19 protein-coding genes are annotated in these 21,197 nt (G+C 63.3%); 14 read left to right on the top strand and 5 right to left on the bottom strand.

Annotated features, from left to right (window positions below; genetic code table 11):
- Positions 1-135, bottom strand: a complete 135-nt coding sequence (rpmH, locus tag AC3LB0_RS01960) for a 50S ribosomal protein L34 (protein WP_445843764.1) — start codon at positions 133-135, stop codon at positions 1-3.
- Between the two features lie 442 nt (positions 136-577).
- Here rpmH and dnaA point away from each other — a divergent pair, with 442 nt between their 5' ends.
- The 6 genes from dnaA (at position 578) to AC3LB0_RS01990 (ending at position 7,977) form a co-directional block, all read left to right on the top strand.
- Complete coding sequence (gene dnaA, locus AC3LB0_RS01965) at positions 578-2,017, top strand: chromosomal replication initiator protein DnaA (protein ID WP_488649489.1); 1,440 nt, start codon at positions 578-580, stop codon at positions 2,015-2,017.
- Between the two features lie 311 nt (positions 2,018-2,328).
- Positions 2,329-3,444 carry a DNA polymerase III subunit beta gene (dnaN, locus tag AC3LB0_RS01970; RefSeq protein ID WP_488649490.1) on the top strand — a complete coding sequence of 372 codons (1,116 nt, stop codon included), beginning with the start codon at positions 2,329-2,331 and terminating at the stop codon, positions 3,442-3,444.
- A 31-nt stretch (positions 3,445-3,475) separates the two neighbouring features.
- Positions 3,476-4,630 (top strand): DNA replication/repair protein RecF, encoded by a 1,155-nt coding sequence (gene recF, locus AC3LB0_RS01975; protein ID WP_488649491.1) that lies wholly within the window; start codon positions 3,476-3,478, stop codon positions 4,628-4,630.
- Positions 4,627-4,968 (top strand): DciA family protein, encoded by a 342-nt coding sequence (locus tag AC3LB0_RS01980; RefSeq protein ID WP_488649492.1) that lies wholly within the window; start codon positions 4,627-4,629, stop codon positions 4,966-4,968. Before recF ends, AC3LB0_RS01980 begins: the two co-directional genes overlap by 4 nt.
- 15 nt (positions 4,969-4,983) lie before the next feature.
- The gene (locus AC3LB0_RS01985; RefSeq protein ID WP_488649493.1) at positions 4,984-7,470 is read left to right on the top strand and encodes an SMP-30/gluconolactonase/LRE family protein; all 2,487 of its coding nucleotides are present in this window, start codon (positions 4,984-4,986) and stop codon (positions 7,468-7,470) included.
- A gap of 18 nt (positions 7,471-7,488) precedes the next feature.
- Complete coding sequence (locus AC3LB0_RS01990) at positions 7,489-7,977, top strand: bifunctional nuclease family protein (RefSeq protein WP_488649494.1); 489 nt, start codon at positions 7,489-7,491, stop codon at positions 7,975-7,977.
- Here AC3LB0_RS01990 and AC3LB0_RS01995 read toward each other — a convergent pair.
- Positions 7,974-8,729, bottom strand: coding sequence for a glycosyltransferase family 2 protein (locus AC3LB0_RS01995; RefSeq protein ID WP_488649495.1), 756 nt, complete (start codon positions 8,727-8,729; stop codon positions 7,974-7,976). The two genes, AC3LB0_RS01990 and AC3LB0_RS01995, sit on opposite strands and share 4 nt — an antisense overlap.
- A gap of 34 nt (positions 8,730-8,763) precedes the next feature.
- On the opposite strand from AC3LB0_RS01995, the gene AC3LB0_RS02000 reads away from it, so the two are divergent.
- Positions 8,764-12,948: a phospholipid carrier-dependent glycosyltransferase gene (locus AC3LB0_RS02000; protein WP_488649496.1), complete on the top strand. Its 4,185-nt coding sequence runs from the start codon at positions 8,764-8,766 to the stop codon at positions 12,946-12,948.
- On the opposite strand, the gene AC3LB0_RS02005 is transcribed toward AC3LB0_RS02000, so the two are convergent.
- Positions 12,859-13,239: a cupin domain-containing protein gene (locus AC3LB0_RS02005; protein ID WP_488649497.1), complete on the bottom strand. Its 381-nt coding sequence runs from the start codon at positions 13,237-13,239 to the stop codon at positions 12,859-12,861. The two genes, AC3LB0_RS02000 and AC3LB0_RS02005, sit on opposite strands and share 90 nt — an antisense overlap.
- 36 nt (positions 13,240-13,275) lie before the next feature.
- On the bottom strand, positions 13,276-13,689 hold the full coding sequence (locus AC3LB0_RS02010; protein ID WP_488649498.1) for a hypothetical protein: 414 nt from the start codon (positions 13,687-13,689) through the stop codon (positions 13,276-13,278).
- A 55-nt stretch (positions 13,690-13,744) separates the two neighbouring features.
- On the opposite strand from AC3LB0_RS02010, the gene purH reads away from it, so the two are divergent.
- Positions 13,745-15,154 carry a bifunctional phosphoribosylaminoimidazolecarboxamide formyltransferase/IMP cyclohydrolase gene (gene purH, locus AC3LB0_RS02015; RefSeq protein WP_488649499.1) on the top strand — a complete coding sequence of 470 codons (1,410 nt, stop codon included), beginning with the start codon at positions 13,745-13,747 and terminating at the stop codon, positions 15,152-15,154.
- A gap of 4 nt (positions 15,155-15,158) precedes the next feature.
- Here purH and folK read toward each other — a convergent pair whose 3' ends face one another.
- Positions 15,159-15,749, bottom strand: coding sequence for a 2-amino-4-hydroxy-6-hydroxymethyldihydropteridine diphosphokinase (folK, locus tag AC3LB0_RS02020; RefSeq protein WP_488649500.1), 591 nt, complete (start codon positions 15,747-15,749; stop codon positions 15,159-15,161).
- Positions 15,750-15,783: 34 nt separating this feature from the next.
- Between folK and AC3LB0_RS02025 the strand changes: the two genes are divergently transcribed.
- From AC3LB0_RS02025 to AC3LB0_RS02050, 6 genes are all read left to right on the top strand, one after another.
- The gene (locus AC3LB0_RS02025; protein WP_488649501.1) at positions 15,784-16,965 is read left to right on the top strand and encodes an SAM-dependent methyltransferase; all 1,182 of its coding nucleotides are present in this window, start codon (positions 15,784-15,786) and stop codon (positions 16,963-16,965) included.
- A gap of 72 nt (positions 16,966-17,037) precedes the next feature.
- Entirely contained in the window at positions 17,038-17,394 is a 357-nt protein-coding gene (locus AC3LB0_RS02030; RefSeq protein ID WP_488649502.1) for an NADH-quinone oxidoreductase subunit A, read from the top strand.
- A gap of 215 nt (positions 17,395-17,609) precedes the next feature.
- Positions 17,610-18,092, top strand: a complete 483-nt coding sequence (locus AC3LB0_RS02035) for an NADH-quinone oxidoreductase subunit B (protein WP_445844411.1) — start codon at positions 17,610-17,612, stop codon at positions 18,090-18,092.
- Positions 18,093-18,644, top strand: coding sequence for an NADH-quinone oxidoreductase subunit C (locus tag AC3LB0_RS02040; RefSeq protein ID WP_488649503.1), 552 nt, complete (start codon positions 18,093-18,095; stop codon positions 18,642-18,644).
- Between the two features lie 2 nt (positions 18,645-18,646).
- Positions 18,647-19,858, top strand: a complete 1,212-nt coding sequence (locus tag AC3LB0_RS02045) for an NADH-quinone oxidoreductase subunit D (protein ID WP_488649504.1) — start codon at positions 18,647-18,649, stop codon at positions 19,856-19,858.
- Positions 19,855-21,195 (top strand): complex I subunit 1/NuoH family protein, encoded by a 1,341-nt coding sequence (locus AC3LB0_RS02050; RefSeq protein WP_488649505.1) that lies wholly within the window; start codon positions 19,855-19,857, stop codon positions 21,193-21,195. The genes AC3LB0_RS02045 and AC3LB0_RS02050 overlap by 4 nt, the downstream gene beginning before the upstream one ends.
- Positions 21,196-21,197: the final 2 nt, after the last annotated feature.

The following is a 21,197-nucleotide window of genomic DNA, read 5'->3' on the forward strand; positions in this document are numbered from 1 at the left end:
TCAGACGGTGAGGCGCTTGCGACCACGTGCGCGGCGTCGGGCAAGAACCCGGCGGCCGGACGTTGTCGACATGCGCTTACGGAATCCGTGCTCGCGGAACCGCTGGCGCTTCTTCGGCTGATATGTTCGCTTCATTGGTATCGCTCCGATCCGGTGGTCTCAAGTGCCACGGTTGCCTTCGTCGGCGGTGGCCCCCAAGGGGTTCTTCCTAGTTTTCACTCAGGCCGCGAGGAGGGCGGTTCTGAGAGGGGAAGTATCGTTCCTCGCAGGCGGCGGTGTCAATTGCTGCCCCTGTAACGGGGATTTAGCCAGATACCCCTAGGGGGTATCCAAAATCGGGGTGAGTCTGGGGTTGCAGGAAGCACCGTGGGTGCTATTCTCCGCCTCCCCATAAAGGGCCTGATCGACATCACACCGTCGATTGGTCTCTCTCGCGGGGCTGTGGGAGGGGCTGGCGTAAGCCGGTCAGCACAGACTCAATCTTGCACCAGGGTGGTACCGCCGACTCCTCGGCGACTCGCCCTTCTGCCGCAGTGTTGGTGGCGTACACCAACGGGACAAAGGGGGGCGCTGCGGAATGGATCAACGACAGGTCTGGCGTGCGGTCCTCGGAGAGCTGGAGATCAGCCTCTCGCAGGCCACCTTCGAGACCTGGTTCCGTCGCACCGCACTCCTTCGTGTCGACGAGTCGACTGCCACCTTTGCTGTCGGCGTTCAGTCCGGATTCGCAAAAGATTGGGTTGATGAGCGCTATCGCTCCCTGATCGCACAAACGTTGGCGAAGGTTGTTGGCTACAGCGTGACGCTTTCAGTCGAGGTGGTGAGCGACGCTGAGCTCGACGCGCACGGCGCACTCGCCGCGAAGGGGAAGGGTGTCGCCTCTGCCGATACGGCACCGCGTGTCACCGCACCACAAGAGAGCGTGCGCATCATTGATCGTGATGTGCCAGCGCGTGCAACGAACTTGAATCCTCGCTACACATTCGCGACGTATGTTGTTGGCGCAGCGAACCGTCTCGCACACGCAGCATCGCTCTCTGTATCCGAGCGGCCTGGCGGCGCATACAATCCACTCTTCTTGTACGGCGGCACCGGCCTCGGCAAGACACACCTGTTGCACGCCATTGGCAACGCCATTGGCAACGCTGTTGCTGAGCGCTCGCCGAAGCGCCAGGTGCTCTACATCACAGGCGAAGCGTTCACGAATGAGTTCATCACCAGCATTCAGCAGGGTGGCACAGAGGCATTCCGTTCGCGCTTCCGCAAGATCGATGTGTTGCTTATTGATGACATTCAATTCCTCGCCGATAAGGAGCGCACGCAGGAAGAGTTCTTCCACACCTTCAACGCGCTGCACTCCGCCGGGAAGCAGATTGTGTTGACGTCGGATCGCACACCGAAAGAGATCTCGTTGCTCGAGGAGCGCCTTCGCTCGCGATTTGAGTGGGGCCTCATCGCCGACATCTCGTCACCAGATCTTGAGACGCGCATTGCAATCTTGCGCGCCAAGGCGGAAGAGAGTGGCGTCATCGTTGCAAACGATGTTGTCGAGCAGGTTGCGCGCCGCGTGCAGAGCAACGTGCGTGAGCTTGAAGGCGCACTAACGCGACTTGTCGCTGTTGGTCGACTCAGCGGCATGCCGGTCACAATGGAGCTCGCGGCGCGCGTACTGAACGAGGCTGTCTATCCAAACCCGAAGCGCATCCTTGAGCCAGAGCAGGTGGTCGCCACCGTTGCCGAGCACTTCAGCCTGACGGTTGAGCAGCTCCGTGGACCGAAGCGCGATCGAGAGATTGTGACCCCACGGCAGATCGCGGCGTACCTCTCCCGTGAGGAGACCGACGCCTCACTCGTTCGCATTGGGGCCGCCTTGGGCGGTCGCGACCACTCGACCATCATTCACGCCTGCACCAAGATTGAACGGGAGATGGGCTACGACGGCGAGCTGCGCCGAGAGGTTGCCTTGCTGCGCGAAGCTCTGCTTCGCCTCGGCCAAGGGGTTGCCGCCCGCTCGTAACCTCCGCTACAGGTGTGGAAATCTCGTGGATAAGACCCCTTTAGGTGTGGTTTTGTGGGGGTTTTTCCAGGAGGGTGTGAAGAGAGGTGTGGGTAACCTGGTGTGGTTCTCCGCAAGGTCTCCCCAGCTTAGGGGGTGCCTCAGGGGGCCGGGTGAGGGTTCTCCACGCGGAGAGGGGCCCTTCCCACGGCCCGTTTGTGCGAAGGTGAGCACGGCTCTCCGCGCCGCCCACAGTACTAATACGGTGATGACGAGTTAAAACAACTAAGACACTATTACCCTAGAGACGGAACCTATATGTGGAGGAACCGATGAAGCTCTCAGCAATCCAGGAGCACCTAGCCCGCGGACTCGCCATCGTTGGCCATGCCGTGGCGACCCGCAACACCCTGCCAATCCTGTCGAACGTCTACCTCGGCACCGAGGATGGCGGGCTTCGCCTTGTCGCCACAAACCTCGACATTGCGATCACCCACTGGGTTCCAGCGAAGGTTGAAGAGAAGGGCTCCACCACCATCCCGGCCCGGCTGCTCGCCGATGTGGTGAACGGCCTACCGAACGAGAAGATCGACCTCTCACTCCTTACTGACGGGCGCGTGCAGATCAAGTGCGGCCAGAACGCCTCACACCTTCGCGCCACACCCGCCGACGACTACCCACCGGTGGGCGCCGCCAGCGAGCGACCAACAGCGCGCATCACCCAGAAGGCGCTGAAGGCCGCACTTGAGTCGACCGTCTTCGCCGCCGCTGGTGACGAGGCGCGACCGATCCTCACCGGCGTGCTGACAAAGTTCACCGGCGAGAAGGCGACATTCGCTGCCGCCGACAACTATCGCATCGCCGTTGCTGGTGCACCGCTCGCAGAGGCGGCCTCAGAGACAAGCCTGATCGTGCCCGCTCGGTCATATGCAGAGCTGTTGCGCCTCCTCTCCGATGTTGAAGATCTTGTTGAGATCACATTCACCCCAACGAAGAACCAGCTGCAATTCAAGCTTGGCGACACCATGTTGGTGAGCCGTCTGATCGAGGGGCAGTTCCCAAACTTCCAGCAGGTTGTTCCAACAAGCCACACTACTAAGGTGACGCTTGACCGAGACAGCTTCCTCTCAGCGGTAAAACTGGCGCAGGTTGTTGCCGACGCATCAGCGCACATCGTGCGCTTTGCAATCTCCACCACCGGTGGCGGCGCTATCGACATCACCGCAGCGGCGGATGTTGGTGACCACGCGGCACACATCGAGGCGAAGGTTGAGGGCGAGGGGACAACGATCGCATTCAACGCGAAGTATCTTGTTGATGTGCTCTCACGCGTTGAGGCCGATCAATTCTCACTCGAGCTCACCGGCCCTGTCGCACCTGGGTTGCTTCGCCCGCTTGACGGTCGCGACTACCTGCACGTTGTGATGCCGGTGCGCACGCCCTCCTGACCCGCACCGCTCGCGAAGGCGCGGCGCAGCAATGATTGAGAGCGTGCGACTTCACCAGGTGCGAAGCTGGGCCGACGGCAGCGTTGCGCTAACGCCAGGGACACACATCTTTTGGGGTGAGAACGGCGCAGGGAAGACCACCATCCTTGAGGCGTGCATCATTGCCGCGACCGGGCGCTCGCACCGCGCAGGTGCGCTGCGCGAAGTGATCGCCGGCGACGGTGACCAGGCGGCCATCACAGTCACGGTGCGCGATGAAGGCACCGACCCCACCGACACACTTGCGCAGTCAACGCTCGGCGTGGAGATCTCGCGCGCGGGGCGAGCGAAACACCTACTGAACGGAATTCCGCGCACCACAGCGGCCCTAGGAGAGCGGCTGCGCGTCGCGGCATTTGTTCCTGAAGAGACCGGCCTCGTTGTTGGCGCGCCAGCCGTGCGCCGCGGGCTGCTCGACCGTGTTGCGTCGCAGTGGCAGCGCGGGTACGAGGCAACCCTGACACGCTATGAACGTGCGCTCCGTCAACGCAACCGCCTGCTCAAAGATGCGCTTGAGGCCGACGGCGCCGCACGCCGCGCCATCGCGAGCGAGATGCGCCCATGGACCGAGATGCTGATCACTACCGGGTCAGAGGTGGTGGCCGGCCGCCTCGCCCTCCTTGCAGCGCTCGCCCCAGTTCTCTCGGCAACGCACCGTGAGGTTGCGCCAAGCGAAGCCGAACTTGAAACGCACTACCTTTCGCGCGAGGGGTACCGCCCCGACGAATCCGCAAGCGAATGCGCGACGCGCCTTGCGGAGACGTTTGACCAGACCGCCGAGACAGAGGGCTATCAGGGATACACACTGGTCGGCCCACACCGCGACGACATCGCCTTCCACGTTGGCGGGAGCGACATCGCCCCAACAGCGTCACGCGGGCAGCAGCGCAGCCTCCTTCTCGCGCTCCTCTTCGCTGAGATCAAGCTGCTCACCGACGAGCACGGCCACCCGCCGGTCCTCTTACTCGACGACGCGTTCTCCGAACTTGACCCGCAACGCCGCGAACACCTGGTGGCGCGCATCGCCGCGCTACCGCAGAGCATCATTACGGCGACCGCACTCGAAGACTTAGCCCCCAGCCTCGTGGCGCAGGCGACCTCGCGCGAGATCCAGCGGGGCCCACAGGGCAGCAGCGTGACAGCGTGAGCACGAAACGCACGCGAAAGGGGCGGCCAGAGGGGCTCGCTGGCCTACTCCCCGAAGCGGCACGCGCCCTCGGTTTTGAAGAGGAGCTTCGGTTCGCGCGAACGATGGGCGTCTTCGGTGACCTCCTGCGCGAAGTGGCGCCACACCTCGCCCCCGTCAGCCACCTTGTTGCGATCGAGCGCGGCCGGCTCATTGTTGAAGCACGGAACCCCGTGGCGGCGCAGGAGCTACACCTTCGCGGCGCAGAGCTCGCCCGCGCCTTTAGCGAGCGACCCGGCGGAGAACGCTCGATTGGCCTAACGGTACGGATCGCCATCTCAGGCAGTGAGCAAGACTGAGCGTATTCTCAACACATGGACCAGACCGAACAGACCATTCACCCTGCAGTACTAACCGCTGCCGAGCCAGCGTTTGGTCCAGGCTGGCTCCTGCTTGCACGCACGCCGAAGGGGCCGTCTGAGGAGCGCGTACTCGGCACACGCGCCTTACTTATTTCGCTCGTCGGCGCGACAGCGGCGCAGCTCCAAAAAGCTGCTAACGAAACACTTGACCTCTTTGACAGAGACGCGTCGGCCAGTCCCGCGGAGCGAGCGCGTCGCGCGCTCACCGCTGCACAGAAGCGACTCGGCGAGAGCGTCGCAGTTGGGCTCGTCGCCCTATCGCGTAACGAGGTCCTCGTAGCGCGCACTAGCGGCGTGGCGATTGCCGCACGGCGAACGACAGAGGGCCGCATGTCAACAATCATGTTGCCCGACGACGCGCCTGGTGCATCGTCGCGCACGCTTGAGCGCGGCGGGATCTCAGCGACACGGCTCTCGATGTCCCCAAAAGATCGCGTCGCGCTGGCGATCACGTCGGAAGATGCGATACGCGCAGTCAAAGCCCACACCCCTGTGAGCGGCGTACTTGCACCACTCGCTTACACAGCTGTGCTCCTCGAGGTGCTTCTGCCAGTGCGAAAGGCTGTTCAGTGGGCGGCGCCAGACTCCGACACGCTGATCAACGTTCCGACCGATCCAGTAGCAGTCGCAAAGATCAACGCGCGCACACGCTGGGAGGAGGGAAACCTTGAGCGCGAGGCGCGCATCGCCGCTGCAAAACCAGTGGCGCCAAAGGCCGATCCGAATCGGCCAGACGCGCAGACACGGCCGTATGAACCAATTGACACCGCAGCACAGGCGGTGATTGATGCGCGACGCCCAAGCACACGAAGCGGGACGGAGGCACGTGCGCGAGGGAAGGCTCAACCGCCACCGGCGCGCGACCAGCGCACAAGCGATGCAGTGCGAGCGGCGCAAGAGACTGCGCGCGCGGAGGCGCGACTGCGCGCAGAGCATCGCAGCGCAGCAGAGCCACGAGTTGAGCGATCGTGGCGAGAGCGCGCCGCAACGTCAACGTCGTTCTGGCAGCGCGCCGCTGCGCGCATCGCAAACGAGATTGAGCGCCGAGCACCATGGCTAACAGTCACCCCAGCTGAGCCAACGCTCCGCGCAGCGACGGGGAGCGACGAGCAGGCAGAGCACGAAGTTCAGCGCACACGTCGACGCCGCTCAGCCGCAATCCTTCTCGCCGCGGTGTTGGTCGCCGGGGTCGGCGGCGCAACTGCACTCGTGCTAAACGGATCAACTCCGGAGCTGGACGCTGCGGCGAAGGCCCGCGAGGCCCTACGAAGTGCGGAGATCGGTATCGGTGAAGCGCTTGATCCCCAGACCAACCTTCTTGTGAACGACCCAGCGCGCGCGAAGAGCCTCCTGCTCACCGCCGTTGGCAACCTGAATCTTGCAGAGACTGGAGGCGGCCCGCTCGCCCGAATCACGATGCTACGAACAGAGGCGGCAGAGACGCTCAATAAGATTTTCCTGGTGAACAACACGGCCCCGATCGAGCTCTTCGACTTTGAGGCGGCGGGCGCAACAGTTGAGATCCAGGCGATCGTCCAGGGGCCAGACGGCCTGCCGTATGTCATCGACAAGGTGACGGGCGCGGTATACCGAATTGATGCCGAGCGCGGCCGTGCAACCGTTGTGTACCAGCCAGGGTTTGACCTCTACGGCACGCGCACGGGGCGCGCACTACTCATCACCGCCTCTGGGCCCGACCTCGTGGTGTTTGATGCCTCCTCCAACCTATGGCGCTGGCGCCCCTCCGACGGAGCCGGCAAGGGGACGCTGGTCAAGCTTCGCGTTCGCGACGGCGAGCTGTGGGGGAGCGACGTCAAGGCGATTGTCGGATTCGCAGCCGACCCAGGGACTGGGCTCTACCGCCTCTACGTCGTTGACCCCTCGGCACGTCAGATCTTGCGGTACCAGCCAGCCCCCGACGGCACGGGCTACCCCGCCGCCCCAACGGCGTATCTGATCAACCCGATGTCGCTGGGCACCATGACGGGCATCGCGATCGACGGCGATGTCTATATGACGAGCGGCGGTGCGCTGCGCCGCTACTCAGGCGGTGCGCCAGACGAGTGGACCCCAGCAGAGATTGGCGACGAGCTACTGCGGCCCCTGCTCACCCCAACGGTCGTGATGTCCGCGGGGGCGAGCCGAACAGGGATCATCTACGTCTGGGATAGCAGCGCACACCGAGTGATCGCGTACAGCAAGGCGTCGTCCGGCGCCATGCTCGCGCAGTACGTCATTAGTGATCAAGCCGACCAAATCGGTGAGATTCTCGGCGGATACATCCTCCCCGCATCTGATGGCGGGGCACCAACGTTTGTCTGGGCTGAGGCGGGACGCGTTCGTAGCGCCGTCCTTGGGAAACCGATTACACAAGAGCCAGGGGCGAGCGTTGGCCCAACTCCTGATCCTGTTATCGAGACCCCGATTCCTACGCCGTAAGCGTGCGATCATAGAGCGATGGAACTACGACGCGCGGTGGTTGAGGGGGTGCGCATCCAGATGATCTCTGGGACGCACGTGCTACTCCTACGCGACGCCGAAGAGGCACGCTACCTGCCGATTCCGATTGGGCCCAACGAGGCCAGCGCCATCGCCTATCACCTTCAGGGGATCACACCAGAACGACCACTCACGCATGACACTGCACTCCGCGCCATTCGCGCCCTAGGGGCGACACTGCGCGAGGTGCGCATCATTGAAGTCCGTGAAGAGACGTTCCGCGCGCGGATGGTGATGGTTGCCCCAAGCGGCGAAGAGGCTGAGCTAGATGCACGGCCGAGTGATGCAGTCGCACTCGCGCTACGTGCCGAGGCTCCAATCTTTATCTCAGCAGAACTGCTTTCAGCCGAAGGGATCGTTCCAGAGGCCGCTGAAGAGGAGCGGCTCTCACTCTTTCGTGACTTCGTTAACTCGCTCGACGGCGAGGAGCCACCGGCAGCGCGCTAACGCTCATCGTTCAACAGCGCGCGACCTCGCGAGAGTGTTCGAGCGCGGCTCACCCAGAGCCCAATGCGTAGCGACCAGAAGTCGCGCACAGCTCGCGTAATAACCGAGAGGCGCGCCCCCGTAGGTGAGCCGGCGGTGCGCGGATAGTGCGGCACGCCAACCTCAAGGATGTTCACGCCAGCGAGTCGCAAACGAATCAGTAGCTCTGCAGAGAAGAAGGCGCCGTCAGAGTGCACGATGATTCCACGCAGTGCATCGCGATGAAATAATTTCGCAGCGCAGTCAACGTCGCGGACACGAAGTCCGAACCAGATGCGATTCGCGACCCGATAGAGGGTGGCGTAGATGAGACGCAGTGGCGGATCAGCACGCTGCACGCGACACCCAATGACAACCGGCGAGCGTGTCGCCTCGGCACACTCGACAAGGCGCGCAAGGTCAGCGACACGGAACTGGCGGTCGCCGTCGGTGTAGGCAAGGTGCTCATACCGTGCCGCCGCAAAACCCGAACGAAGCGCGCCGCCGTACCCGCGGTTTACCTCGTGGCGCACCAGGCGAACGGCTCCGCCGTGCCGCTGCACTAGGCGCTCGGCCACGCCGGCAGTGTCATCACGCGAACCGTCGTCAACGAGAATGACCTCATAGGTCGTGGCGAGGGTGGGGAGCGCTGCGAGCGCATCGGCGACGAGCGCCTCAAGGTTCTCAGCCTCGTTGTGGCAAGGGAAGAAGAGCGAGAGCTCTTGCAGTGGCACCTTCCACAACCTCCTTCACGGCTACACTCGGCAGATGACTTCTCAGACGGCCCGTCGACCAACCGAGCAGGTCAGCCTCCGCACAATCGCGCTAATCGCTGCGCTCGGGATTCTCTTGCGGGTGATCATCGCATACGTGGCACTCCCTCCAGACGCAGGCTTTGCTGCTGATCTCAACGCATTCCGAGCGTGGGCGTCTGAGCTGGGGACCCGTGGACCGTGGGGTTTCTATGCGCGCGGAATCTTTGTCGACTATCTCCCCGGCTACATGTGGGTCCTCTGGGCGCTCGGCTCGGTTAGCGCACTCATCACTGGCAGCACCGACCCGGGGGCGCTCGTAAAGCTCCCTGCGATCCTTGCCGACGGGCTGCTGGTACTAGCAACGGTGCGACTTGCCGCCGACCTTGGCGCCCCACGCCGCAGCCAGATCGCCGCGGCAGTCGCCATGGCCTTCGGGCCAATGATCTGGCTCGACTCGGCCGTGTGGGGGCAGGTCGACTCCATCGGAACCGCCGCCCTCCTCTACTCACTCTCCGCGCTCATCCGCGGCCAAACTGTTCGCGGAGCGATCTTTGCCGCCCTCGCTGCGGTGCTCAAGCCACAGTTCGGCATCCTGATCCCCATCGTTGGCGTCCTCGCCTTTGTGCGAGCGCGGTCTGCACGCGACCCCTGGGCCTTCGTCGTGGCGGGCCTTGCTGGCGCCGCCACCATTGCCCTCGCCGCCCTGCCGTTCGGGCTCACGCTTCCTGACGTGTTGGCCAAGATCGCAGAGGCGGCGGGCACCTACCCACATCTCTCGGTAAATGCCTGGAACCCTTGGGCGCTCATCACGGTCGGTGGGCGAGCGGTCGTTGATGCGAGCGGGTGGGCGTCCGACATCGACCCACTCCCCCTGATCGGCATTCCGGGAGTCGCAATCGGCAGTGCGGCGATCGCCAGCGCCGTACTCGTTGCGATGCGCTACGTGCGACGCGATACGGCGATCCGTACCGTTACCGCTGTCGCCATCCTCGCTATCGCCTTCTTCGTTTTGCCAACGCGCGTGCACGAGCGCTACCTCTTCCCGGCGATTCCGCTCACGATTGCACTTGCCGCAGCACGGCCCGCCTGGCGCTGGATTGCTGTCGCAACCTCCGTCGCCTTCTTTATGAACAGCTGGGGCGTGCTCACCATCTCGTACTTCCAGAACCCAGGCTTACCAAACCTTGGCGTTTTTACCGACGCACTCCACACACCGATTGCGGTGACGGCTACCGCGATCGCAATCACCGCAACGCTGTTCGCAGCAATCTGGCTAGCGTGGAGCACCGAAAAACGCACAATGGGTGCGCGACGAGCAGCCACGCAGCGGAAACAGGTTGACGCCGTGCCGCGACGGGCGGTGATCGCGAAGCCGGAGCCCCGCCGAATCCTGACACGGATTGACCTCTGGCTCTTGATCCTGGTGACAGTGAGCACCCTGTCTCTGAGAGGCTGGCGCGTTGGCGAGCCGACGCACTTCCAATTTGACGAGGTGTACCACGTACGAACCGCGACAGAGTTCATGCAAGACTGGAAGTACGGCGAGCCGCATGCGATCTATGAGTACACACACCCGCATCTTGCCAAGTACCTCATTGCACTCGGTCTCGAAACGTTTGGCGCACCTCGTGTCGATGCGCAAACAACATACCCAACAAGGATCGGCGCAATTGCCGTTCGGCCAGAGGATGCACTAAGCCCTGGCCGAATTTGGATCGCAGGGCCAGACAAGATCAGCGTGATTGACGCGTCAACGCGCGCAGTCCTTGGCACACTCCCACTACGCAGCGTTTCGCAACTGCTCGCCGCCCATGATGGCTCACTCTGGGGCGCTACTGAAACCGGCACAATCTTTTCGGTCGACCGCGCCACCGCCGATCAGGGCGGCGCAAGCGGCCTGCGCACGTGGGCATCAACTGGCGGTGCCATCCTGGGCATTGCGCCACTTACTGATGGCGGTGTTGCCCTTGTGCAACGCGATCAGGTGCTGATCATGCGCGATGGAGTTGTCGTGACGAGTGCACCACTTGTGCGCGGGACGTCGGTACTCGCGCTCACGGTAGATGATGAGGAGCGAATCTTTGTGACGAGCGCTAGCGGGCTGACGAGCTACGCGGCACGTGACCTGTCGAACATGCGATCCTCGCCCATTGAGGGTGGCGCAGTTGCCGTTGCAGCCGTTGACTGGTTTGACTCGCTGCGACTCTACGTAGCGGGTCGCGATGGCGTACGGGTGTACAGCGCAAAGAGCGAGAGCACGACGCTCATCTCGCAGATCACGATCCCAGGCGCCACGGCGATCGTGCCCAATGATGCAAGCCGCATGGTGCACGTGGTGGCACCTGGGCCCGATGGCGCCGGCGCATCGCTGTGGACGGTTGAGCCGAACGGCAACGCCCGATTTGCCGACGTTGCCGTGGGCGCTGATGCACTCACGCTTGGCGTGAGCGGCGCAGCCCTTGATGCCTCAGACGAGCGCGCCGATGGCGGCAACGGCGAGCTACTTATTGCGGCGCCATCTGGTGCCATGACACAGGTGAGCGTGGGCGACCTCGCCGCTGGCTGGCGCTGGCCCGGGGTGATTGCCGGCGCACTCGCCGCAGCCCTCCTGGTTCTTTTGGCGCGGCTCCTGACGGAGCGCCGCGACGTCGCCGCCCTCGTCGGCGTACTCGCCCTGCTCGACGGGGCCGGGTTCGTGCAGAGCCGCATCGGCATGAATGACGTCTACCTCATGGCCCTCCTGCTTGGCGGCGCGGTCGCCTTCGTGGCATGGCTGCAGGGTCGCGCGCGAGGCGCCCTCTCTGGGGGGCTCCTCCTCGTCGTGGCCGGACTTCTGCTCGGCGGAGCGCTGGCAAGCAAGTGGGTCGCCCTTTACGGCATCTTCGGTCTCGGCATCATCTGGCTCGCGCGAACAGCGCCAGGGCGCCTACTGGTCGCGGGCGGGCTCGCCCTACTCGGCGCCGTGCTTCTCCCGCCAGCGCTCGCGGTCGCCGACGGCTCCACCCGCATCCCAAATCTGCCGTTTGCCGCCGTGCTGGTGCTACTCCTTGCGGCGACAGGCGTGGCCATCCATCGCGCTGGTGGCATCTCGCGGCGCGAAGCAACCCCACGCTCACTCCTCGGACTCCTCTCGCTCCCGGGTGAAGCGACGCTCGTCCTCTTTACGCTCGCCGCACTTCCGCTCGGCGTCTACATCGCGAGCTACTTGCCGTGGGCGGCGCTCGGCAATCAGTTGATTACCGGTTGGCCGATCGGCAACAGCGGACAGACGCTGACCGATCTCACGGCGTCAATGTATCGCTATCACGACACGCTGCGCGCCGCGCATGCCGCGAGCTCACCATGGTGGGCGTGGCCGCTCGACTTGAAGCCTGTCTGGCTCTTCCAGTCGAGTTTCACCGCGGGCGGCAGCTCATGGACCGCCGCGGTGTACGACGGCGGCAACGTGCTCTCGCGCGCCCTCAGCATCGGCGGTGCGCTCTGGCTCGTGGCAGAGGCGTGGCGCCGACGAAGCTGGGGCCTCGCCTCGGTTCTCGTTCTCGGCCTTGCGCTCTGGCTACCGTGGGCGCGCATCGATCGCGTCGCATTCCAATATCACTACTACCCAACTTCACAGATCGCCCTGATCGGCCTCGCACTTCTCTTAGCTGATCTTCGCGCCGGATCACAGCGTGCTGCGCAGATCGTGCGCATCGGTGGCGCATGCGTGGTGCTCGCTGCGCCAGTGCTTTGGATGGCTACCGGCGCGCTCTGCGCGCTCGCAGGAGTGACAAGCGTCTACCCAGAAAGCCAAGTCTGCCTCTCGGGTGGGTTCGGTACACCGGGACCACTCGTTGGTGCGATCGCGCTCGTTCCTGCAACGGTGGCCGCATGGTCAATTCTCGGGGCGAATGATTTGCGTCGCATCTTTACGATCACCATCAGCAGCATCGCTGCAGTTGCACTTCTCTGGTATCCGAACTGGTCAGCGCTGCCACTCCCAACCGGCGTTCATAACTGGTACCAGGGCGTACTGCCAACATGGGCCTGGCCGTTCCAATTCGGCGTCACCCTTGAAAGTTCCGCCGAGGCCGCGCTTGTCAGTAGCGCGACGCTCGTCGTTGGCGTGCTACTCCTCTGCGCCGCCGCCGCTGGTGCCTATGGTGCGAGCCGACTCAGTCACGCTGCTCGCAGAAAGCTCGACGAGGATCGCGCGTAGCGGCAACTCTCGTGCAGCGATGCTGTAGGGCGTTAGTCGCTCAAGGTGCAGCGACTCACCAGCGGCAAGTTGCACCCGGGTGTCGTGGGCGGTAACCCATCCGCCACCCTCAATCACCACGAGCACAACATCACCAGCGCTGCGCAGGGGGCCGTACGTGCCGCCTGGCGTGACCGTGAACTCGGTGATCTGCGCGATGTCGTTTGAGAAGATGGCGCTACTGAGAACACCCTGGGAGCCCGCAGCGCGGTCGGCACGTCGATGACCAGGGCCAAAACTTCGGATGTTCATGCTCTTCCGCAGTGCGCAGCTGCGCACACCAAAGGGCTATCCGCGACGATTCGCTGGGCGAATGGTTGCCTCAACACCGTCGGCAACCTGGCGCCGCGTGCGCAAGAGCTCGGCATGCTGCGCCTCAGCGGCGATGAGTGGAGGGAAACGCTTCGTGACGGTGTCGCGCAGCGCAAGAAGCCCAACAAGCGTGGTGGCAATGGGGAAAATGCCGTACCACTGGAATGCGGCGTAGACCAGATTCATGCCGAAGGTGCCGAGGCTGATCCACAAGATGTACTCCCACTCGTCGCCGACCACCCCTCGTCCACGAGCGCCACGGGTCGCGAATGAATAGACCAGGATCGTTGCGAGGAAGAGCGCCAGGTTTGCCATCCAGAACGGGGTGTAGAACGTTCCAAGATCGGCGTTCAAGACGGTGAAGAGGTACTCCCAAGGCCAACGAAACATCTTGTCCTCACTCGCTAGGTTTCGGCTCACCCAACACAACAGCGTGCGGGTTTGTGTGAGCGAGTATGCCACCATCAGCAGCATGCGCGTCCTTCTGCTGATCTCCCCCGAGAGCCCCGCCCTCGCAGGGCTGACACCCATCCTCGCGACCCTTATCGCCCGTGGGGCCACGGTCGAAGCCGGTCCCGCCGCCCCGCACCTTCGGGCGGAAGAGATCCAGGTGACCGAACATGCCGATGCCGCGACGCTCGATCAGGCGGCGGCGAGCCTTACCAGCGCCGACCTCCTGATCGCCCCAGCAGGGGCCGAGGCCCCACCCGCCGCAATCGTCGCCATTACACGGGCACTTCTCGCCGCCGAGGAGGGGCCGATCATCGTTGTTGACCCAACTGCGATCGGCGACCTCCTCTCCGACATGGGAGCCACTGGCAACTTGACCGCACTGCGGAGCGAACTCCGGCGTTCGGCGGCCCTCGTCATCGCGGCCCATGTTGCGCCACTGGTTCGCGACAGCGAGAGCGCCATGCCAGCTCGTGACGTAATTGTGCTTGAGCGCATTCGTACATTTGGCCACGGCGAGAATCAGCACCAGGCCGCCGCGGCGTACCGGCGCGTTCATGCTGCAAACGCGGGGATCATTAGCTCTCGAGTGCTTCAGGGGCAAGAGCCCAGCTTCAACGACCTGCTTGACCTTGACGCCGGTTCGCGACTCGTTGCCGACCTACCAACGCCGAGCGTCGCGCTCATTCGACACACAGATCCGATTGGCGTCGCAACCGCCGAGACGGCGCTCGGTGCACTCACGCGCGCGATTGAGACAGATGCAGCGGCTAGCTCCGGCTCAATCGTTGTCCTCAACGTTCCAATTGATCGCGCCGTTGCCGCTGTGATCGCATCGGGAACATTTGAATCGGTGCTCGCGCCAGCACTTGCAGATGATGGCGCTGCGGAGGCGCTGCGCACGCGACCAGAACTGAGCGTCGTCATTGACCCCTCTTATCGCGCAACAGAGTTTGACATGATTGGCGTCAGCGGCGCGGTACTCTTACAAACAGCCGACACCGGAAACATTGAGCGTTCGCAACTTCGTGTCGTCACCGAACGCCGCCCAACACTTGACGAGCTCACCGACCTACTCTTCTCGTGGCGCATCGTTCGACACATTCGGTCGAACGCCATCGTAGTGGCGCGCGGTGCTGCAACACTCGGCATTGGTGCCGCACAAGTGAATCGTCGCGTCGCCGTTGACATTGCGCTCAACCAAGCGGGAGAGCGCGCACGTGGCGCAGTGATGGCCAGTGATGCGTACTTCCCATTTGCAGAGGGGATCGCTGCCGCAGCGGCAGCGGGCGTTACCGCAATTGTTCAGCCGGGCGGCTCACGTCGCGATGCAGCGGCAATCGAGATCGCCGATCGTCACGGCATTGCGATGGTCTTTACCGGGCGGCGACACTACCGTCGCTAAGGCATTACACCCAGCGCAGCGCCGCCGGATCCCATGCGCCGACGCAGAGCGCAGCGGCATCGCCTTCAAGGCGTCGCTGAACATCACGTAGCTCGCGTGCAGTTCCTTGCCACCCTGGCGCCTTTAGCGTTGGAGAGATGTCGGCGAGTGGCGCCAATACAAAAAGTCGTTCGGCAGCGGCTGGATGCGGAACAACCAGTGGCCGATCAGCATCAGCACCGTCGGACTCCGTACCATGTGGTCGCGGATGCACTACCGCGATGTTCTCCATGGCAATAATGTCAATGTCAAGTCGGCGTGGGCCGAACCTTACCGTCGGCACGCGGCCAAAGATTTGCTCTAGCTCCTTGACGCGCATGAGCACCTCAATTGCCGCGGCAGCCGGCTCTTCGGGAAGCGTCGCGCGCATTCGGAGCGCGGCGTTGAAGAACTCTGGTTGATCAACGAGGCCGACCGGAGTGGTGCGGTAGAGCGGCGAGACCTGCTCAAGGCTCCAGCCAGGAATGTGCGCGAGTGCGACTACCGCTTCGGCGAGCGTGGCGACAGGGTCGTCGAGGTTGGCCCCGATCCCTAGGTGTAGAACGAGTTCACGCATGTGCCCGACGGTAGCGCCGCGTAGGATCTACTGCATGGAAGAGGTAGAGCGTCTCATTCGCGAAGAGGTCCAACGCGAGGGCTCGATCAGCTTTGCGCGGTTTATGGAGCGCGCCCTTCTTGAGCCAGGGCTCGGCTACTACGCAACCGCCCAGCGCCGGGCCGGTCGCAGCGGAGACTTCATGACCGCGCCAGAGCTACACCCCATCCTTGGCGCCGCCATCGCGCAACTTGCCGCCGCAACCTGGGAGCGCCTTGGCCGACCAGCAACCTTCCGCTGGCGTGAGTACGGTGCCGGCGAGGGGACCCTCCTGCTGGCGTCACTCAACCACCTCGCCCGAGAGGGGCACCCCCTTCTCGACGCGCTGGAGGTTTCGGTGAGTGAGGCGAACCCACACCGGCTCGCCGATCTGACGGCCGCACTGGCGGCGCTCCCTGGCGGGGGGCCACCCCTCGTCACGGCGGCGAACCCACCCGTTGCAGGGATCGTGGTCGCCAATGAGTTTGCCGACGCCCTCCCCTTTCACATCGTGGTCGGCCGTGCCGCCGCCCCAGCCAGCTTCGCCGAGCGTCGCGTCTCGATTGACCCTGTAACAAACACCCTAGCCTGGAGCGAAGGGGTGCTTGACGCGGGAGCCGCTGAGCAGATCAGCCGCCTCACGGCCGACTGGCCGCCGCTGGCAGAGGGGCAACTCGCTGAGATCTCGCCAGCCACGGCCGAATGGGCCCACAGGCTGGGCGGCGAACTCACGGAAGGGGTCGTTATCGTGCTCGATTACGGCCGCGAGGGGGTCGCCCTGCGTGACGCCACCAGCCGCATGGCCGGCACCGCCCTCGCCTACCGGGGGCACCGAGCCACCGCGGACCTCCTCAGTGAGCCAGGGAGCCGCGACCTGACCGCCCATGTGGACCTCACCCTGCTGCGGGCGGCGGCGGTGGCCGGTGGGCTCCGCCACCTGACGAGCACGAACCAGGCCAAGTTCCTCGCAACGGCGGGGGTCGACGGCGAGGTCACCCGGACACGAACTGGGCCAGCGGCAACCCTCGAAGAGGCGATCGCCCTGCGCTCCGCACTCGCCCAACTGATGGACCCGCGCCGCATGGGCGGTTTTGCCGTTGAGCTGTTTGTGGCGGGGAGTTCCCCAAGGGCAAATGCGCTCGCCGATCCCGCATCGCCGCTCCCCGGAACGGCGGCTCCGAATCGCCCCCTCGTCTAGAATCTGAGCGTAGCCACCCGAGCCCCCGCTACGGGGTACGCGCCGGGTTAATGGATCGAACGGGGGAGTTTCATGACAGGTCTCTGGTACGTCCTCGGTTTCGCAGGCGCAGGCGTCTCCTTCGTCTTCCTTACCATTGGCCTCGCCTGGCTGATCTCCCACCGCACGCGTGGCAGCCGCGGCAAGCAGGTTCCCTACGAGTCGGGCATCGACACGTACGGCGACACCCACGGACGCTTCGGCCTCTCCTTCTATCTTTATGCACTCCTCTTCGTCGCCTTCGACGTCGAGATCATCTTCATCTACATCTGGGCGCTGAACTTCAAGGTGCTCTTGATGGACGGACTGATCTCCATGGCGATCTTCATCGGCGTGCTGCTTGTTGGCCTCGCTTACGCATGGCGCAAGGGGGTCCTCGCATGGCGATAACGCGCGACCCGAAGTTCAGCAACCTCCCCGAGGTTCAGCCCGACGGCAGCGTTCAGCCGCCAGCAACCGTCGGCAACACGTTGTGGAGCACCAATGATCCGCGAGCGTACGGCGGACTACCGCTCGAGGCACACCCGAACCTGGAGCTCGCGCGATACGACGCGACCGGCGAAGGCCGTGTCGATGATGCGCGATGGGGCGGCGCACTCTCCGCTATTCCGACGAAGGCTGACGTTGTGCTCGATCTGATTCGCGCCAATAGCTTGTGGCCGCTGCTCTCTGGGCTCGCCTGTTGTGCCATTGAGATGATGTCGACAGCAACGCCGAAAAACGACATTGATCGCTGGGGCATGTTCCCGTTCCGTGCGAGCCCACGTCAGGCTGACGTGTTGATCGTTGCCGGAACGCTCACCACCAAGATGGCTGAACCACTGATTCGTTTGTGGGAGCAGATGCCTGAACCGAAGTGGGTTGTTGCGATGGGCGACTGCACATGCTCTGGTGGACGCTACAAGCGCAGCTACTCCGTGGTGCAAGGAATCGATCGCGTGATGCCAGTCGATGTGTACATCCCTGGTTGCCCACCGCGACCGGAAGGGTTGATCTACGGAATGATGAAGTTGCAGCAGTTGATCAAAGATCGACGCGGCCACTGGCCAGAGCGCGCGATCGGTCCAACCGTTCCGAAGGGGATCTAAGTGGATCGTCGTCTCGCTGCACTACTGCAAGAGAGGTTTGGCGAGCGACTCCTTACGCCTGTGCGCCAGCGATACGACGAGAGCGAAATTCGCGTTGCGCTCGCTGACGCAACCGACACGCTGCGCACGCTGCACGATGACGCATCGTTGCGATTCGAAATGCTAATTGATTTGTGCGGTGTCGACACCGGTGACGAGATGCAGGTTGTGTATCACCTTTCCTCGTCGACAAGTGGCGACTGGCTGCGCGTGATTGTGCCAGGACTTGATCGCACCGCGCCACGCATCGCATCGGCAACGTTCATGTGGCCAGGCGCCGAATGGATGGAGCGCGAGGCCTATGACATGTTCGGCATCATCTTCGAAGGGAACCGCGACCTGCGCCGCATCTACATGCCAGACGATTACCGCAGCTTCCCGCTGCGCAAGGACTTCTATCTCGCCGATGATGCATCGCGCTCACCCGCCGCTGGCGTGCGCAACATGGAGCGCGCTGGAACACCGGCCGATGCAACCGCAGCAACCGTGTTGCGCAAGAGCCCAGGGGTATAGCGATGACACAGCAGATGCGCCCATCGCTCGACGATCCACGCGTCGCAATTCCCGCGGATTCAACCTGGTACGAGCCAGCACCAATCCCACAGACAGAGCGACAGGCGGAGTTCCTCACACTGCGCGATGGTGAGATGTTCGTGAACATGGGGCCGCAGCACCCATCAACGCACGGCGTGCTGCGCGTAATCATTAAGGTGAACGGCGAAAAAGTTATTGACCTTGATCCAGTGCTCGGCTACCTGCACCGTGGTGTCGAGAAGCTTTGCGAGAACGCCGACTACCACTCGGCGATCTGCTACACAGATCCGCTGGAGTACGTGGCCTCACTCTTCTGCGAGGCGGCCCCCGTCGCCGCATTCGAGAAGCTGATGGATGTTGAGGTGCCACTCCGCGCGCAATACATCCGCGTGCTGACGATGGAGCTCAACCGCATCGCAAGCCACACCCTCTTCCAGGGTTGGATGGCACTCGACCTCGGCGGCATCACCCCGATCCTCTGGGCCTTCATTGAGCGCGACGAGATTGTCGACATGCTCGCCGCCCTCACCGGACAGAAGCTCCTCTACAACTACTACCGAATTGGTGGCGTGAACGGCGACCTCAACCACGAGTTCATGAGCCGCCTCGGCACCTGGATGAGCCGCGCCGCCGCGCAGATTGACTCCAACCTGGCCCTCATCAACGAGAACGAGATCTTCGTGCGCCGCACCCGCGGCCTCGGGGTTCTCGATGCAAAGACAGCACTCAAGATGGGAGTGACGGGTCCGAACCTTCGGGCGAGCGGCGTCCCATACGACCTGCGCCGCGACCGCCCGTACCTCGTCTACCCAGCGCTCGAATTCGACGTGCCGACCCGCGACGAGGGTGACTCGCTGGCGCGCTACCTGGTGCGCATGGACGAGATCAAGCAGTCGATCCGCATCATCGATCAGGTGTTGCACGAGATGCCCGACGGCCCAGTGATGGCGAAGCTGCCGCGCCTACTTCGCCCGCGACCAGGCCGTGCATTCGGCGCCGTCGAGGGACCACGCGGCGTGTATGGCACCTATGCAATCAGCGACGGCACCGACCAGCCATTCCGAATGCGCATCCACGACCCATCATTTGTGCACCTGCAACTTGTTGGGCCGCTCACCAAGGGAAACCTCATCGCCGACATCATGGCCGTCATGGCAAGCCTCGACCCGGTCATGGGCGGAGTTGACAAGTGAGCGGCGCATCGATGGCCTGGAACCGCCTGACGCCAGCCGGCCGCGCACTCGCGGTGCTGCTCCCCGTGCTCGCAATTGGTGGCGGGCTGACGACCGTACTGCTCGCCACATTTGGCGGCGCTATTGCCGCAACGATCGGCGCGAACCTGCCGATCGTGCGCTTCCTCGTAGCTGCGGTCGTCACCTTCTTGATCTCGGTGCCAGTCGCATTCCTCTTGATCTATATGGAGATGAAGATCATTGCGCTCATGAACCTGCGTATCGGACCCGATCGCATCGGCCCAGCGGGCGCAGTGATGAGCGTGGTGCACGGCCTTAAGGTGCTGATGAAGGAGGACTACACGCCACCAAGCGTCGACGTTCCAGTCTTCACGCTGGCACCAGTCGTTGTCTATCTCGCAAGCTTCATGACTCTGCTCGTCATTCCGTTTGCGCCAGAACTCACGAGCATGGGCTTTGAGCTCGGGCTCCTCTATTTCTTTGCGATTGGTGGGCTCAGCGTGGTTGGCTTGATGATGGCCGGCTGGTCGTCGTTCAATAAGTACTCACTGCTCGGCGGCATCCGCGCCGCAGCACAAGCGATCAGCTACGAGATTCCGCTGACGCTATCCGTCGTGGGGATCGTGATCCTGACCGGCACCCTTTCACTGCCGAAGATCGTCGCCGCACAAGACGGCTCGTTCCTTGACTGGTTCATCTTCCGCCAGCCACTTGCAGCAATCATCTTCTTTATCGCCATCACCGCCGAGGCAAACCGCACCCCGTTCGACAATGCCGAGGCTGACCAAGAGATCGTCGCCGGATTCGCCACCGAGTATTCCGGCATGCGCTTCGGATTCTTCTTCTTCGCGGAGTACGTCAACGTCTTCATCGTCTCGGCACTATTCAGCTCGGTCTTCCTCGGCGGATCTAACCCGCCGATTCACATTGACGTGAATCCACAGATCCTGATTGACCTGAGCGCGCTCGGCATTGGGTTGCCGCTCATTGCCGGACTCGCACCCGTTATCGGCACGCTACTGTTTGCGGCGCCACTCTGGTTTGCCAGCACACGTATTAAGGGATGGCAGGCGCTAGTTGGCGGATTCTTGATCTTCGGTGGCGTATCAACGGCGGCGATTGGCCTATGGGCCTTTGTGATGCTGCCGCCTGTCGCAAGCCTCATCTGGTTCTTGATCAAGACCTTCGCGCTCGTCTTCACCTTCGTCTGGATGCGCGGCACTCTGCCGCGTGCACGCATCGACCAGCTGATGGGCTTCGCCTGGAAGTGGCTCCTGCCAGCATCGCTGCTCAATATTTTTGCTACGGCATTCGCCGTACTGATTGCGGGGAGGTAGCT

The sequence above is a fragment of the Candidatus Limnocylindrus sp. genome, from assembly GCF_040397235.1.
GTDB lineage: Bacteria > Chloroflexota > Limnocylindria > Limnocylindrales > Limnocylindraceae > Limnocylindrus.

Excerpts from the sequence above, each read along its gene's own strand:
- rpmH (WP_445843764.1), bottom strand. The coding sequence starts at position 135 with ATGAAGCGAACATATCAGCCGAAGAAGCGCCAGCGGTTCCGCGAGCAC.
- dnaA (WP_488649489.1), top strand. The coding sequence starts at position 578 with ATGGATCAACGACAGGTCTGGCGTGCGGTCCTCGGAGAGCTGGAGATC.
- dnaN (WP_488649490.1), top strand. The coding sequence starts at position 2,329 with ATGAAGCTCTCAGCAATCCAGGAGCACCTAGCCCGCGGACTCGCCATC.
- recF (WP_488649491.1), top strand. The coding sequence starts at position 3,476 with ATGATTGAGAGCGTGCGACTTCACCAGGTGCGAAGCTGGGCCGACGGC.
- AC3LB0_RS01985 (WP_488649493.1), top strand. The coding sequence starts at position 4,984 with ATGGACCAGACCGAACAGACCATTCACCCTGCAGTACTAACCGCTGCC.
- AC3LB0_RS01990 (WP_488649494.1), top strand. The coding sequence starts at position 7,489 with ATGGAACTACGACGCGCGGTGGTTGAGGGGGTGCGCATCCAGATGATC.
- AC3LB0_RS02000 (WP_488649496.1), top strand. The coding sequence starts at position 8,764 with ATGACTTCTCAGACGGCCCGTCGACCAACCGAGCAGGTCAGCCTCCGC.
- AC3LB0_RS02005 (WP_488649497.1), bottom strand. The coding sequence starts at position 13,239 with ATGAACATCCGAAGTTTTGGCCCTGGTCATCGACGTGCCGACCGCGCT.
- AC3LB0_RS02010 (WP_488649498.1), bottom strand. The coding sequence starts at position 13,689 with ATGTTTCGTTGGCCTTGGGAGTACCTCTTCACCGTCTTGAACGCCGAT.
- folK (WP_488649500.1), bottom strand. The coding sequence starts at position 15,749 with ATGCGTGAACTCGTTCTACACCTAGGGATCGGGGCCAACCTCGACGAC.
- AC3LB0_RS02025 (WP_488649501.1), top strand. The coding sequence starts at position 15,784 with ATGGAAGAGGTAGAGCGTCTCATTCGCGAAGAGGTCCAACGCGAGGGC.
- AC3LB0_RS02030 (WP_488649502.1), top strand. The coding sequence starts at position 17,038 with ATGACAGGTCTCTGGTACGTCCTCGGTTTCGCAGGCGCAGGCGTCTCC.
- AC3LB0_RS02045 (WP_488649504.1), top strand. The coding sequence starts at position 18,647 with ATGACACAGCAGATGCGCCCATCGCTCGACGATCCACGCGTCGCAATT.